The 16085-nt window shown below is 26.3% G+C and carries 14 protein-coding genes; all 14 read right to left on the bottom strand.

Going from position 1 to position 16085, the window contains the following annotated elements:
* Nucleotides 1-311: 311 nt before the first annotated feature.
* A complete protein-coding gene (locus KYD98_RS09365; RefSeq protein ID WP_219779508.1) occupies nt 312-1991 on the bottom strand; it encodes an AAA family ATPase in 1680 nt (559 codons plus the stop codon).
* A gap of 538 nt (nt 1992-2529) precedes the next feature.
* Complete coding sequence (locus tag KYD98_RS09360) at nt 2530-2715, bottom strand: hypothetical protein (RefSeq protein ID WP_219779506.1); 186 nt, start codon at nt 2713-2715, stop codon at nt 2530-2532.
* 225 nt (nt 2716-2940) lie between these two features.
* On the bottom strand, nt 2941-3996 hold the full coding sequence (rfbB, locus tag KYD98_RS09355) for a dTDP-glucose 4,6-dehydratase (protein WP_219779504.1): 1056 nt from the start codon (nt 3994-3996) through the stop codon (nt 2941-2943).
* A 117-nt stretch (nt 3997-4113) separates the two neighbouring features.
* Complete coding sequence (gene rfbD / locus KYD98_RS09350; RefSeq protein ID WP_219779502.1) at nt 4114-4989, bottom strand: dTDP-4-dehydrorhamnose reductase; 876 nt, start codon at nt 4987-4989, stop codon at nt 4114-4116.
* A 333-nt stretch (nt 4990-5322) separates the two neighbouring features.
* Nucleotides 5323-5901: a dTDP-4-dehydrorhamnose 3,5-epimerase gene (rfbC, locus tag KYD98_RS09345; protein WP_219779500.1), complete on the bottom strand. Its 579-nt coding sequence runs from the start codon at nt 5899-5901 to the stop codon at nt 5323-5325.
* Nucleotides 5902-5912: 11 nt separating this feature from the next.
* Nucleotides 5913-6824, bottom strand: coding sequence for a glucose-1-phosphate thymidylyltransferase RfbA (rfbA, locus tag KYD98_RS09340; protein WP_219779498.1), 912 nt, complete (start codon nt 6822-6824; stop codon nt 5913-5915).
* Nucleotides 6825-6843: 19 nt separating this feature from the next.
* On the bottom strand, nt 6844-7989 hold the full coding sequence (locus KYD98_RS09335; RefSeq protein ID WP_219779497.1) for a DegT/DnrJ/EryC1/StrS family aminotransferase: 1146 nt from the start codon (nt 7987-7989) through the stop codon (nt 6844-6846).
* A gap of 4 nt (nt 7990-7993) precedes the next feature.
* A complete protein-coding gene (locus KYD98_RS09330) occupies nt 7994-8989 on the bottom strand; it encodes an NAD-dependent epimerase/dehydratase family protein (RefSeq protein ID WP_219779495.1) in 996 nt (331 codons plus the stop codon).
* 35 nt (nt 8990-9024) lie between these two features.
* Complete coding sequence (locus KYD98_RS09325) at nt 9025-9984, bottom strand: aspartate aminotransferase family protein (protein WP_219779493.1); 960 nt, start codon at nt 9982-9984, stop codon at nt 9025-9027.
* Nucleotides 9985-9997: 13 nt separating this feature from the next.
* Nucleotides 9998-10696 (bottom strand): WbqC family protein, encoded by a 699-nt coding sequence (locus KYD98_RS09320; RefSeq protein ID WP_219779491.1) that lies wholly within the window; start codon nt 10694-10696, stop codon nt 9998-10000.
* Nucleotides 10693-12156, bottom strand: coding sequence for a lipopolysaccharide biosynthesis protein (locus KYD98_RS09315; RefSeq protein WP_219779489.1), 1464 nt, complete (start codon nt 12154-12156; stop codon nt 10693-10695). The genes KYD98_RS09320 and KYD98_RS09315 overlap by 4 nt, the downstream gene beginning before the upstream one ends.
* A 70-nt stretch (nt 12157-12226) precedes the next feature.
* Entirely contained in the window at nt 12227-13210 is a 984-nt protein-coding gene (locus KYD98_RS09310; RefSeq protein ID WP_219779487.1) for a glycosyltransferase family 2 protein, read from the bottom strand.
* Nucleotides 13211-13330: 120 nt separating this feature from the next.
* Nucleotides 13331-14761 (bottom strand): hypothetical protein, encoded by a 1431-nt coding sequence (locus KYD98_RS09305; protein ID WP_219779486.1) that lies wholly within the window; start codon nt 14759-14761, stop codon nt 13331-13333.
* Nucleotides 14762-14899: 138 nt separating this feature from the next.
* Nucleotides 14900-16063 carry a glycosyltransferase family 4 protein gene (locus KYD98_RS09300; protein WP_219779484.1) on the bottom strand — a complete coding sequence of 388 codons (1164 nt, stop codon included), beginning with the start codon at nt 16061-16063 and terminating at the stop codon, nt 14900-14902.
* Nucleotides 16064-16085 lie beyond the last annotated feature (22 nt).

The following is a 16085-nucleotide window of genomic DNA, read 5'->3' as shown; positions in this document are numbered from 1 at the left end:
TTTATTGTGGAGATAAATCTGAAAATTTTAGTTATGCACTTACAAGTGCTTTAGAAATCATTCTTAATAATTCTACAGTAATAGAAAAATAGAAAATCACATAGGAAACATTGTAAATTAATCAGCTTTGTAAAAAATTTTGTGTAATCTGAATAAAATGAAATTCACTTTGCAATAATTAAGATAACAAATCATTACCCATGTCATTTTCCAATAGTCTGACATGGGTATACTTATAAAATAAATTTTTTGTATGAAAAAACAGATAGAATCCTAACTATTATTCCATCTGCTTCTATAACTATATTAATTTATCCTTCAACAACCTTAACTTTTTTCCCTTTAAATACAATGGCAAGCTTTAATATATCAGAAATACCTCTTTCCTTTAGTTCAGTTTCATACTTATTTTCTTCAATTTGATTTAAGGCTTCTTCAATTCCTTTTTCCATAGTCTTATTCATAAAATCATCTATCTTTTTAAATTCCATTATAATTCCAAGCTTTGAAGAATTCTTAGGAATTAACATAACATCATATCTTCCATATCCACTTTCTTTATTTGATTTAACCTCATATTTATCAGAAAGAGATACAATCATTCCAAGCACAAAAGCATGATAAACTCTTTCAGGTTCTTCTCCTGACACATCAAAATAGCTTAAATTATTTAAAACAAATTTTTGAAAAAAGCCACCAAATATTTCAACATCACCAGACACTAAAGCTTTTAACATAGTATTATATTTTTCATTTTTTAAACTTTCCTTAAACCACTTTTCAATTAAATTCTTATAAAAAATTAAAACCTCATTATTAGGAATTTTAAGTTCACAATTAAATTTCCCTTCACTAACTATTGAATTAACTGGCTTTAAATATCCACTTAAAGTTAAAAAGCTCCAAAGATTTTCCTCATCTTCTTCTACTTCTTTCATTACAATATGATCATCAACTATCTTGTTTATAGAATTGCCATTTATAAGTTCCTCAAGATTCTTTTTAGTATCCTCACTTCCCTTAGAAAGCAGTCTTTTTATCAAATCATTACTACTACTATTTATCCAATAAGGCATAAATCCAATCTTATTCTCACTAATATAATTAAGAACTGACCATGGATTGTAAATAACCTTTCCTCCAAATATATAACCATTGTACCACTTCTTAACTTCATCCATCTTTTCTGTAAGATTATAATACTTTAATAACTCCTTAACCTCATCTTCAGTAAATCCAAACTTATCATTAAATCTATAACTAAACATTGTATGAACTTGCATATTATTAAGTCCTGAAAAAATACTTTCTTTTGCAACCCTTAAAATTCCTGTAACTAGTGCTTTTTCTAAATAAACATTATCTTTAAGTGCAGCAGTTAACATTACTCTTATAACAGTTATAGCATCTTCATAATATCCCTTTAGATAAGATTCCTGTACAGGAATATCATACTCATCTATAAAAACCATAACATTCTTATTATAGTGTATATTCATATAATACATTAAATTACTTAAACCTTTATAGTAATCAACCATCTCAGCTTTTCCACTTAATATTTCATCAAATTTTTGCTTATCATATGATATAAGTTTAGGGCTTTCAAGCAAATTTATATTCTTTCTATATAAATCAATAATAAGAGATTTTATCCCATATTTAAACTCTTCAAAAGTACTATACTTTTCATTCTTAAAACTCATAAAAATAACAGGAAACTCACCTTGAAGATTCATTATCTCTTCTTCACGCTCTATCTTTAATCCCTTAAATAAATTCTTATTCTCTTCCTTTTTTTCTACATCAAAAAAATGCTTTAACATACTCATATTTAAAGTTTTCCCAAATCTTCTTGGTCTTGGAGTTAAAATAACCTTTGCACCATTTTCTATAAACTCCTTTATAAGCAAACTTTTGTCTACAAAATAGTGATTACAACTTATAAGCTCACCAAAATTAGATGTTCCAACCTGAATTGTCTTTTTCATTATCACACCTTCTTTCTTAACACAATTTACGAACTTTAATTATACTATTACTTCAATTATACCCTATATATATTCTTCTTAAAACAAAAATAGATAGAATCTAAAATCACATTCCATCTGATTCTATAATACACAATCAAAAAATAACAAGTCCATTTGCCATCCTATTTTTCATTACAACTTTGGACTTGTTATCTATTTTGATCTTGCTAATAAAATAAATGTTTATTTTTCTATTAAATTTGTTATAATATAAGAAAAGCCTAGTGCAGCGAACACTAAGCTAATCCTAGAACGTTTTTAAGTTTTAGGGCTATTGGATTTTTTATTATTTTGTAAGAGAACGCTTATTTGTTAGATGGGGCGTTCTTTTCTGTTGTATTAAAACTAAATTCAAAACATTTAATGCTTAATTTAATTTTTATATTACAATTCTTAGAACTATGTCCAAACCAAAAAATTTACTCTTAATTTTTATATTTGAAATAAAAAGATTATGTTTTAATATTAATTTAGGCACATGAAATAAAACAATAGATCAAAGAGGCGTTGTATATTTTTTGTCAGACAAGGAAGTAAATTTAGTTAATAGCGAGCTATTAGCTAAATTTGCTGACGCAGTATCACATAAAATAGACAAGAATACTGGTCTATTATTTTTTGAATGTGCCTTAGTAATATATATAACAAAAATTCCTTTTATAATAAGCTCTAGCATTTCCAATACCACCCCCTTAAGCTATAGTATTTCTACCAATAGCCCAAGGTGGGACAACGTACAACCACCGTAGCCCATCTCTACGGATTTTATCTTAAATACTTACATATTTTAGCACATTTGATTAATTAATCAAATAAATTTTTGCTATATAAACTACAACCCCCCTATTATACCCCTGGGGTACCCCAGGGGTATAATAGGGGGTTCTTAATTGTGCTTCGCACTTGTTTAATAGGTGTACATCTTTTGATAGTATTTTTGATAATCTCCTGATGTTACATTTTCCATCCACTGTTTATTATCTAAATACCATTTGATAGTCTTTTTAATTCCTACTTCAAAAGTAGTTTCTGGATACCAACCTAATTCTTCTTTTATCTTATCTGGTGCTATTCCATATCTTCTATCATGACCTTTTCTATCTTCTACATATTTAATTAAATTCTCAGTTACATTCTTATCAACATTTTCATTTATATAAGCTATAACAGTTTTAACTATTTGAATATTAGTTCTTTCGTTGTGTCCACCAACATTATAAACTTCACCAAGTCTACCACCATTAATAACCATATCAATTGCCTTTGCGTGATCCTCTACAAATAGCCAATCTCTTATATTCATACCATCTCCATACACTGGTAAATCCTTATGATGAAGGCAGTTATTTATTAATAATGGAATTAACTTCTCTGGGAATTGGAATGGACCATAGTTATTAGAACATCTTGTTATATTAACTGGCATTTTATAAGTATCATAATAAGCCTTAACCATCAAATCTGAACTTGCTTTACTTGATGAATATGGACTATGAGGATCTATTGGTGTTGTTTCCATGAAGAAACCTTCATCTCCTAAAGAACCATAAACTTCATCTGTTGATACATGTAAAAACTTAACCCCATCTTTAAAGCTTCCAGCTTCATTTTCCCAAGCATTTTTTGCACAATTAAGCATATTAACTGTACCTAATACATTTGTCTTAGCAAATATTTCTGGCTCTTTTATGCTTCTATCAACATGAGATTCTGCTGCAAAATGAACAACATAATTTATATCATATTTTTCAAAAAGACCTGAAACCAATTCCTTATCACAAATATCTCCTTGAACAAATAAGTATCTTCTATCCTTTTCAATTGATTTAAGATTTTCTAAATTTCCTGCATAAGTTAATTTATCTAAATTGATTATTTTAATATTTTCGTATTTATTAAGCATGTACAAAATAAAATTTGAACCAATAAATCCTGCTCCACCTGTAACCAAATAAGTCTTCATTAATATACAACTCTCCTTTTTTTAGTTTGCCATCTCAGTTTGTCTCCCCCTTTTTTTACCCCTGGGGTACCCCGGAGGTACCCCAGGGGTAAAAAAAAATAAAAACATCCTCTATTTTTATAAATTTTCTATAAATGATTTTATTGCTTCTTTCCAATCTCTCATTTCATCACCAACAGTATTTCTAAGCATCATATTATCAAGTGATGAATATTCTGGTCTTTTTGCTGGTGTCTTATATTCCTCTGAAGTGCAAGGATTAACCTCACATTTTTCCCCTGAAAGTTCAATTATCATCTTAGCAAAATCATACCAAGTACATTCCCCTTTACCTGTGCAATGATATACTCCATATTCTTCTGTTTCTATAAGTTTTAATATATGGTAAGCTAGATCATTAGCATGAGTTGGATTTCCTCTTTGATCATTCACTACATTTATACTATCTCTTTCTTTTCCAAGTTTTCTCATGGTATAAACAAAATTATGACCTACATATCCATAAAGCCATGCTGTTCTTACTATAAAATACTTTGAAGAGAATTCTCTTACATATTGCTCTCCCAAAAGTTTAGTTTTACCATAAACACTATAAGGATTAGTTAAATCATATTCAGTTAATGGAGTTTCTCCTACTCCACTAAACACATAATCAGTAGATACTTGTACTAATTTTGCTCTTACCTTTTCACAAGCTATAGCTAAATTTCTAGGTCCAAGTGAATTTACCTTAAATGCAAAATCCCTATTACTTTCACATCCATCAACATTAGTAGCTGCTGCACAATTTATAACCACATCTGGATTAAAAAATGTTATTTTATTTTCCACTTCTTCTAAATCAGTTATATCTAATTCATCTACATCCACAGCTATAATTTCAGCTTTTTTCAAACCTTTAGAAATCTCACCTATTTCTCCATATCCTTTTTTAATTATATCTTGAAGTTCTGTGCCTAATTGACCTTTGCAACCTGTTATTACTATCTTCATAATTTTTTCAAACTCCATTCTTCTCTCACTTTATAATTAATTATATTTTAAAATAAATGTTAATATATATATTGCAATTTAGATTATTTGGTTAAAGATATGTCCAAACTAAATTGAAAATTTGATTGTAGAAATCATATTACAACATATATATTATAGTTATAAGAGTAAACCTGTATCTGTCCATGAACTTTATTCTGTAGATAGCATCTATAATTTCATAAGATCTGCACAATCATGGATAATAATTTTTACCCCCTCAGTTCAAAGAAAGTTTCCCTAAGACTAAGAACTTTGTTTATACTATAATACCAACCTGTTTTAAAATATATTCTATTTATATAAAAAGTCTGGATAAATCTTTAAATCTAAATCTTTTAAATTAGGATGAACCTTATCCTTTTCAGATAAAATTATATTTTCAATTCCATCTAAAGGCCATTTAATATCTATATCAGGGTCATTCCACATAACTCCCCCATCATATTCTGGTGCATAAAAATTCGTACATTTATAATTAAACACAGCTTCATCAGAAAGAACCAAAAATCCATGTGCAAAACCTTCTGGGATATAAAATTGTTTCTTATTCTCTTCAGTTAAAATAACACCTTCCCACATTCCAAAAGTAGGTGAACCATGTCTTAAATCAACAGCAACATCAAAAACTTCACCCTTAGTTACCCTAACCAATTTACCTTGGCTATGTTTCTTTTGAAAATGAAGTCCCCTTAAAACTCCTTTAGTAGATCTAGACTCATTATCTTGAACAAAAGTCATATCAAGTCCTTTTTCTAAAAAATCTTTCCTATTATAAGTCTCCATAAAATATCCCCTATTGTCTCCAAAAACCTTAGGCTCTATTATGTAAACTCCCTCTATATTAGTTTTATTAAAATTAAAATTTCCCACGATAACACCTCTTATTCTAAAGTTACTGCAACTTCTGCTTTTGCTTTTTGAAGTTCTAATTCCTCTACAACATCCATTAAATATTTACCATATCCTGTTTTCATTAATGGTTTAGCAAGTTCAATAACATCTTTAGAAGTAATCCAACCTTTTCTATAAGCAATTTCCTCAAGACATGCTATAAATGTTCCTTGAGTACTTTGAACTGCTTCAACAAAATTAGAAGCCTTAAGCATAGAAGTATGAGTTCCTGTATCAAGCCAAGCCATTCCTCTACCTAATAATTGAACTTTTAATGTCCCTTCATTCATATAAACTTTATTTAAATCAGTTATTTCAAGTTCTCCTCTTTCAGAAGGTTTTAAAGCCTTAGCTTTTTTAACAACTGAATTATCATAAAAATAAAGACCTGGAACTGCATATTTAGACTTTGGATGTTCTGGCTTTTCTTCTAAAGAAATAACCTTATCATTATCATCAAATTCAACAACTCCAAAAGCTTTTGGATTTTGAACATAATAACCAAATACATATGCTCCATTTTCTAAACTTGCAGCTTTTCTTAAATGTTCTGTAAAGCTTTGACCATAAAAAATATTATCACCAAGAACCATTGCTACATTATCATCACCAATAAAATCTTCTCCAATAATAAATGCTTCTGCAAGACCATTAGGTTCTTCTTGAACTGCATATTCAATATTTAAACCTAAGTCTTGTCCATCTTTAAAAAGCTCCTTAAAATTAACTATATCTCTTGGTGTAGATATAATTAAAATATCCCTTATCCCTGCAAGCATAAGAACTGACATTGGATAATAAATCATTGGTTTATCATATATCGGAACCATCTGCTTTGACATTGCTTTTGTAACTGGATATAGACGTGTGCCTGAGCCTCCAGCTAGTATTATTCCTTTCATTTATACCACATCCTCAATATTACTCTATAGTTGCTGCAACTTCATCTTTAATATTCTGCACTTTATCGTTTTTAATAATATCACAAATTCTATCTACATCATCTAAATCTAAATCAGCATAAAGTGGTAATGTTAACACTCTATCTGCTATGTATTTTGCAACTGGTGTTTTTTCAACATCAAATTTACCCTTATAACATTCAAAACTATTAGTTAATGGATAAAAATATTTACGAGCAATAATATTTTCAGATTTTAATTTTTCAAATATCTCATCACGATTTAGCTTATATCCATCAAATACTACTGGAAAATAAGCATAATTGCTTTTTACTCCTGTTTTAGGTTTACATAACTTAATTCCACTGATATTGCTCAATCTTTCAACATATCTTCCTACAACAGCTTTTCTCTTTTCTATTTCTTTATCAACATGACGAAGATTACAAATTCCCATTGCTGCTTGAAATTCATTCATTTTAGCATTTCCACCAACATATTCAACTGATTCTGGTCCTGTAATTCCAAAGTTTTTTATATCGTATAATACTTTAGATAATTTTTCATCTCTGAAGGCAATTGCTCCTCCCTCAATAGTATTAAATACTTTTGTAGCATGGAAACTAAACATAGATGCATCTCCAAAATTAGAAATACCTCTTCCATCAACTTTTATTCCAAAAGTATGAGCTGCATCATAAATAACTTTTAAATTATGTTTTTTAGCTATTCGTTCAATTTCTTTAACATTACATACATTACCATAAACATGAACAGGAATAATAGCTGAAGTTTTTTCCGTTATTAAACTTTCTATCTTGTCCACATCTATTGTATAATCATCTGGATTAATATCACAAAATACTGGTTTTAATCCATTTCTTACAATTGCATGAGTTGTAGACGCAAAAGTAAATGGAGTTGTTATAACCTCTCCAGTAAGTTTTAAAGCTGCTATTATGCACTCTAATGCGAGATGTCCATTAGTAAAAAGGGTAAGATTAGGTGTATCTAAATATTTTAATAACTGCGCTTCTAATTGTTTATGTTTTACACCCATATTTGTTAGCCAGTGACTATCCCATATACCTTTAATTTCGTCCATGTATTCTTCAAAATTTGGCATTGAAGAACGTGTTACCATAATTTTTTTTTTATTTAACATTATCTTATTCCTCTCTTAATTCTTTAAATCTATTCACTGTCATTTCAAACTTATAATCCTCAAATAACCTTAAACAATCATATTGTGGTTCATATCCTAGTTCTTCTTTTGCATTGGTAATATCCATTAAAAAACCACCAGTACTTGGTTTTTCTGAGCAATAAATAATTTGAGATGGATTTTCTGAAGGTGAAAATACCTTAATTATTGTTTCTATTTGCTCTTTTAATGTTACTGGAATACCGGTTCCAACATTATAAAAACCATGTTCTCTATTAACTTCGATAGCTTTACATATCATTTGACTAAAATCATATACATGCACCATATCTTTTGCATAATTAGGATTTCCCCATAATTCAATAGGTTCACTATTTTGGGCTTTATTTATCATTTGATATACCGGACGTAATTTCTTTATCCCATTAGGATGATAGTATTGATATGGACTATAGCTATATATTGTTGGAAGCCTAAAAATAAAACTCTTAATATCATATTCTTGACGATAATGCTCAATTAACTCTAATGCAGTATTTTTTGAAATAACATATACAGCATGATCACCTTTATAACTAAAGTTTTTAGGTAAATCTGGTCTTAAAGTAGTATCTTCATTTGCATATAACGAAATATCAAATACAGTTTGTGTATATATAATTCTATCTGCATTTACTTTTCTACAATACTCAAGTACATTAAATGCTCCAATAATATTAGAATCAATATATTCCTTTGGTTTATATCCATTCATATAAGAAGGAATTTGTGCTGATAATAACAGTACTGCGTAAACATCTTCTGTTGGAAGCTTTTTAAAATCTTCCTCTTCTGTAACATCAACAGAATAATATTTTACTCCTCTTTTAGTAAAAAAATCCGTTTTTCTTCTCCCGCTTACAATAATTTCGTATTCTGATTGATCAAAATAATCTAAACAATATTTTGTTAAATATGATCCTACATTACCTGTTGCACCAAAAATAATAATTTTTTTCATTGATAAAAACCTCTCAATCTAGCTTAAGTTTATATTTATTTTAAATTTAATAATTGTTTAAGTGTATTAATTATATATTCCATATCCTCAATACTATATCTCTGATCACATGGTAATGGTAATATATTAGATGCATAATTATATGCTATACTGCATTCAGACGTATCATTCAAAACATTAGGCCATAGAGTTGAAATATATATTTTTTTATTTGCTAATTCTTTTCTAATTTTAATACCATTTTTTATATAGAATGGATATGCAAAAGCACCTTCTAATGTTATTAATTCTAATTTGTTATATTTATCAAGTTTATTTTTAAGATAAATATAATTTTCAGTTCTAATTTTACGCACTTCTTCGTAATCAATTGCTCCAAGAATATTATGTGTTAAATTTGACATATACTTAAGTTTTTCATTTTTAAAATATTCATCACTTTTTTGAAAATAACTATAGTATTCTGATGCAGTACCCTCATAACGTCCTAAAATATGTATCATTCTCTCTTTAGAAACATCAATCTTTAAATCTTCTTTAATCTTAGAATCTGTAGAAACATATGCTCCATCAGCTACACCAAAAAACTTTCTACAAGAATATACCGTATCAATATCATTTATAGATTCTTGAAAAAAAGCATGAGTATTATCTAATATAATTTGTTTAAACTGTTGCTTTAGTTTAACTATTGTTTCATTTGTTAATTGTCCATAATAATTAACAATATATAAATATTCATGTTCCCTAAGATTTTTATTAAATATAGGTTTAAAATAAGAGTCTATAGTATAATACTCAAAATCATAGCCATATATTTTTAACATATCACTTACTGAATCACATAAAAAATCTGGAATATATAATTTATTTATCTTTTTTGCTTTTAAAATATATAAAAGAGCATTTCTTCCACTATTTACCGAAATTAAACCTTTGTAATATTCATTACTTATAAGTTTTTCTAATCCAAAATAGCCACCTATTTCCTTCATTAAAAATTACCTCCTACAGTAATTTATATTGATTTAATATTTTTTTTATCTCTTCTTTTGAATTAAACATCATAACATCTATAATAGATAAATTTGCTACAAATTCATTATTAAATTGCTTATACTCAATTCTTTCTGTTTCTAAAAATTTAAGTTTTAATCCTTCAGATGAAAAATCTTCATAGGAATATAAATATTGTCCACCTATTGCATTATAATATTCATCTGCTCCAAGTACTTTGCAGATTTCTATAACTTTATCTTGACCTTTTAAATTATTATTTTTATTTATTGTTGATGAAATAATTATTTCAGTATCAATATCTAAGTACTCACAAACCTTTTTTATAGCATATTCTAAATATTTAGCTAAGTTTTTCTCATCTTGAGTAATAATATTTTCAATAATAGGAAAAATACTTGAATAATAAGGTGCTTTTTTATAACAACTTTCAATTGACTTGAGTAGTTTTTTATTATGAACTTGATTTCCTGATACCTCAATTTCATTGATAAGCTTATTAGGACTTGCACCATTCATCTGCACATTTATCACCTTAGCTTCACTATTCATTAAAATTCTATTTCTATTTATCCAGCCACCTTTTATAAAATTAACATCATCATATATTACATACTTATCTACTGCATTCATTAACTGCCAATATCCTATATAAGGGAAAAAGTATGGTTGCATTATTCCTAATTTCATATTGTCGCTCCTTTTTTGTTTTTTATCATATCTTTAATTGTATTCAATAAATATATAAAACATTCAAATTTAAATATTTTTGCCATTCCTATATATAGAATAGTTCCAACGCATATCTGAGTTATTAAAGTTAAATATATTGACATATTACTCCATTGAATACTATATGTCACACATCCCATTACCAAAGATAATATTAATGATGGAGTAATATCTTTCCATTGTTCCTTATAACTATAATTAAGTAGCTTCAAATTAGGATAAGCATTTATAAATGTAGAAATTATTCCACTAATTAATGTTCCTATAGCTATTGCATACACACCATAAAACATAGACACTCCTAATATTATAATGCCCATTATCTTTTTTATAATTTCTAATTTTAAAAAAATATCACTACGTCCTAAAGCATTGATTGCCTGCAAATTTGCAGTATGTATAGGCCATAAAGCGTATGAAAGACAAAAGACTTGTAAAAAAGGTACACAAGGTAACCATTTATCTGTTAACAAAATTTTTACTAAAGGTTCTCCTATAACCGCTAGTCCTATCATCAAAGGAAATACAATAAATGAACTTGTAACAATTGAACGTCTGACCATTTCTTTAACTCTTTGTCTATTGCTTTGCTCTGAAGATAAAGCTGGAAGCATTACTGATTGTATTGAACCATTAATATTTGAAACAATAAGTTGAGGGAACTGATCTCCCCTATTATAGAATCCTAACATAGCTGGATTATACATCTTTCCAATAATAAGACTACGTAAATTCATATAAAGAGTATCAATTAATGAAGAAATCAATAATTTCCAGCTATATGAAAACAATCCTTTAACTCTTTCAAAAGAAAATATTAATGTTGGTCTCCATTTTACTGTAAACCAAAGAATTACAGTAATTGAAAATTGATTTGTTAATTGTTGTAGCACCAAAGCCCATACACCAAAACCAGCATATGCCAAAACTATGCCAACTGTTCCTGATAGTATCATTGCACCTAAACTACTAAAAAATAACTTTTTGAATTGCATTCTCTTAGATACCACAGCATTCTGAATCGAATTAAATGCTCCAAAGAATAATGTAATTGACAATACTCTAAGTACCGGTATAAGTTGTGTTATATCATAAAAATTAGCTATAAACGGTGCAGTAATGAAAAGAAATAAATATATTAAACTAGCAACAACTAAACTTAAATAAAATACTGATGAAAAATCTGTTTCATTTGCATCTTTCTTTTGAATAAGTGCTGTATTAAAGCCACTTTGAACAAATACATTAGCTATAGTAATAAATATAGCTATAAGTGAAATTATTCCATAATCATTAGGTATAAGAATACGTGCTAATACTATTTGAACTATAAATTGTATACCTTGAGTTCCCCCTCTTTCCATATACTTCCATAGTAGAGAGGATAGAACTTTTAATTTTATATTTTGATTTTCCATTTTATATTATTTCCTCATTTCACAAGTATAATTTTTAATATTTAAAAACTAATACATTACTTTTTATCATTTACATATACAATTTAGTTTTCCTCTTAATTTTAGCTAGTTTTTCACATAAATTAGGCCAATAATATTTAGCAAAAAGTTTAATTTTCTCTTTTGTTTCAATATTTTTATAATAGTCCTCATATTGTTTACTCTTTAATTTCTTCAAATTTCCATTTATTAATGCTATATTCCCATAATGAATCAATATTTTTTTTCCTACTGAATCTGAATACTTGTATTTTGTATATTTATTAAATTCATTTAATAATTTTATATTATTATTATTATTATTAATTGCATTCAATTTTCCATTTTCATTAAAATACATCCTACTAGTCCAAGATCCTTTATCACCAATTCTATATGCTGACATAATTTCATTAATATAATATACATATCCTTTACTAGCAAGAATCATTTGAAGTGGATAATCTCCTACATGTGCATCCATATAAAATTCTGGCATATCTTCTACTAATTTCTTAGGATATATAATAGATGCAGTTGGAGAAAGTGCTCCTCCAATAATTATATTATCCTCTATCGAACTTATACAATTTTGGCTATATGGTTTTATTTTTTTACCTGTTGATTTTTTATTAATATTTACTATTTCACATGCATGAAAACACATACTACATGAAGGATTACTTTCCATATAATCTACTTGTTTTTGTAATTTATATGGATCGGTCCAATAATCATCACCTTCACATAAAGCTACATATTTACCATTAGCTCTTTTATCATTGTATATATGCATTATTCTTTTAATTCCTTTTGAATATTGATTTTCAATCTGAAATATTGGTTTTATAATATCCGGATATCTTCTTTGATATTTCCTAATTATATCTTGTGTTCTATCTATAGATGCATCATCATGTATTAGAATTTCAAATTTAAAATTTGTTTTTTGCATAAGAAAACTTTTTATTGCATCTTCTATATATTCTTCATGATTATATGTTATACAATTTATACTAACTAATAAATTATTCATAATTATTTCTAGCAAAAGTGTGTAGCAACAACTTACAAATCTACTAGTTACTCACTTCCTATCTATACATATTTTTTTATTATAAATTCTTATTATTTGTTTATTAGTTAAATTCATTATTTAATCTAATTTAACATCATAATAGTATTTACTTATTAACGCTGCTAAAATCCAAAATATAGTACTTGTTTGATATTGATAAAATATATCATTATAATAAAATAATGGTATCCAAGAAATTATTAATGCACTAAATGCATAACTCAGGCTAGTTATATTAATATTTTTTATTATTTTTATATTAAATACGCACCTTTTAAATAAAATAAATAAAATAAATAAATAAATTAATATTCCAATAATACCATTTTCAAAGTAAAATGTGTTAAGTGATGATAAAAAGTAACCATAATGTTGTAATTCTAAATATTTTTCAGATAATGGGATTTGATTTACTATTCTTCCATTACTAAAATGATTAACTGCAAAAAACTCATCCTGTAACGCTCTTCCAATGCCTATTCCTACTAAATTATTAGAAAAACTCTTTAACTCAACATCCTTTATATAATTAAAATTTTCTAATCTTCCTAAATAGAAAAGTGGATTATTATTTTTAGTAGCGTAATTAATAATTGTGTTCTTATCTGAAAATAATTTATCCATTCCATCATACCTATTTATTAATAATTTAAATGACACTATCATAGAAAAACTTATCATTAATGTAAAAAATATCTTTCTATAAAAAGAGTATTTTTCATTAAATAATATTAACATGATAATACATATTATTGGAAAAATAAAAAATGCAATTTTAGTTTCATTTATAGCACATATACTTAAAATAATAATCGCACTTAAAAGCATTTTATAAATACTTATATCTTTCTTTAAATATTTATTTAATATATAAAAAAACACTGGTATTAACAAGATAAATAAATAAGTTTGTCCATATATCCCAAAAGTCCCCCCTATCATATCTTGATTAGTATATTTGATAACTTGCATTAATAATATTGGAATTTGTAAAATAATTATAAATTTCAAATCACACAATAATCTCTGATCATTATTATTTTTTATAATTATGTAAAATGGTAAAAATCTTAAATATATTCTTATACCATTAAAAAATTCTAATAAAGAATAATTAAAAATAATCCATTTAAAAACACTTACAAAAATAAAAATTATACTTAAAATTAATATCTTATCTCTAAAAACATTATTTAAATTATATTTTTTATTTTTGAATAATATTTTAAACATAAGTATTATATTAATAATATCTATTAAATATTTTATATTTATAGGTACATTTCGTCCTGCTAACCATAAAGTATCTAGACTAAACCAGCTTAATATCATAAAATATAATGAAAATCTCATTACAGTAACTTCATTAAGTAAACTTAATATTAATATTAAAGATAAAATTATAAGTATACCAAGTATAGGTAATTGATTTAAACATAATATCAATATCAAACTCGAACAAGATGTAATAAATATAACTTTATCTATATTTTTTAAATATAAATTCATAAGAAATCTCCTAATTCTACCTATGTTTTTTTAATTAATACATCATGGATTTTATGATAAGAACTCAAAAATTGATGTTATAACTTTCGTACTTTTTCTCTCTAAATTAAACACCTTCTCATTTAAGTATACTATTATTTATTTTATAAATTCACACCATTGTTGTATTATAATTTTTAATGAAAAGTCTTTTGCTCTTTCTATTGACTTTTGAGCAATATATTCTCTTTTCCTCCTGTTTTCTATTAATTCAATTATTGTGTTAGCTAATTTCTCAACATCATTACAAGGAACTAAAATTCCATTTTCATTATTTTTGTTAATGATTTCTTTAGGACCTGAATTTTTAAACGCTATAACTGGTAAACCACATTCCATAGCTTCTGTAATTGCAAGACCAAATCCTTCCCATCTTGATGAAGAAACAAAAATTGAAGATTCTAAATAATGCTTCTTAACATTATCTGATTTTCCCAATAATATAATATTATTTTCTAAATGATATTTATATATATATTTAATAAGTTTTTTTCTATCTGGCCCATCTCCAACTATTTTTAACTGCCAATCTTCTTTTTCTTGATTAACTAAACTAAATGCTTTGATAAGTAAATCTAAACCTTTCGCTTGTTTTACCAAACGACCAACAAAAATAATACTCTTATCATTACATTTAGATTTTATTTTACTTTGAAAACTTAATGGATTATATATTACATCGCAATTTATATTTAGTTTTTCCTTATAAAGTTTACTATCTTCTTCAGTTAAAACTATACATTTATCTAAATTATGTAAATATTCCTTAAATAATTTATCTTGGTTCCAGTAATATCTATACCTGTTGTTTAAATATGCATTATATGAACTGTGTTGCCATCCTATAGTTTTGGCATCTATTTCTTTTGATATTAATCCCAATAAAAGAGAGTAATACCCCTCAGCCCCTATAATAAGATCATATTTATTATCATTTAAATATTGTGTAAGTTTTTTTCGCATTTTTCTTGGAAAATATATTTCTGTTAATACTTTATACAATATATTATTGTTAAACATACCTGTAATTCTGTTTATTCCCTTAAAAACTTTATTTATTATATTTTTATTTCTTAAACCTGTGGGGTTAACTATATTAACATTTTGATTTAAATTGTACATTTTTCTATCTATTACCAAATTATCATCTGTACATAATATATCAATTGTATGATACTTACTTAATTCACTTGCTATAACAGATAAAACTCTTTGAACTCCACCTATAGTAAAAATATTTCCTGTTAAAAAACATATTTTCATATATTGCTCCTTATAAAATTTT

This window comes from Clostridium weizhouense (genome assembly GCF_019431045.1).
GTDB lineage: Bacteria > Bacillota > Clostridia > Clostridiales > Clostridiaceae > Clostridium > Clostridium weizhouense.
Note: the sequence above shows the minus strand (reverse complement) of the source record. Positions and strands in the feature narration are given on the sequence as shown.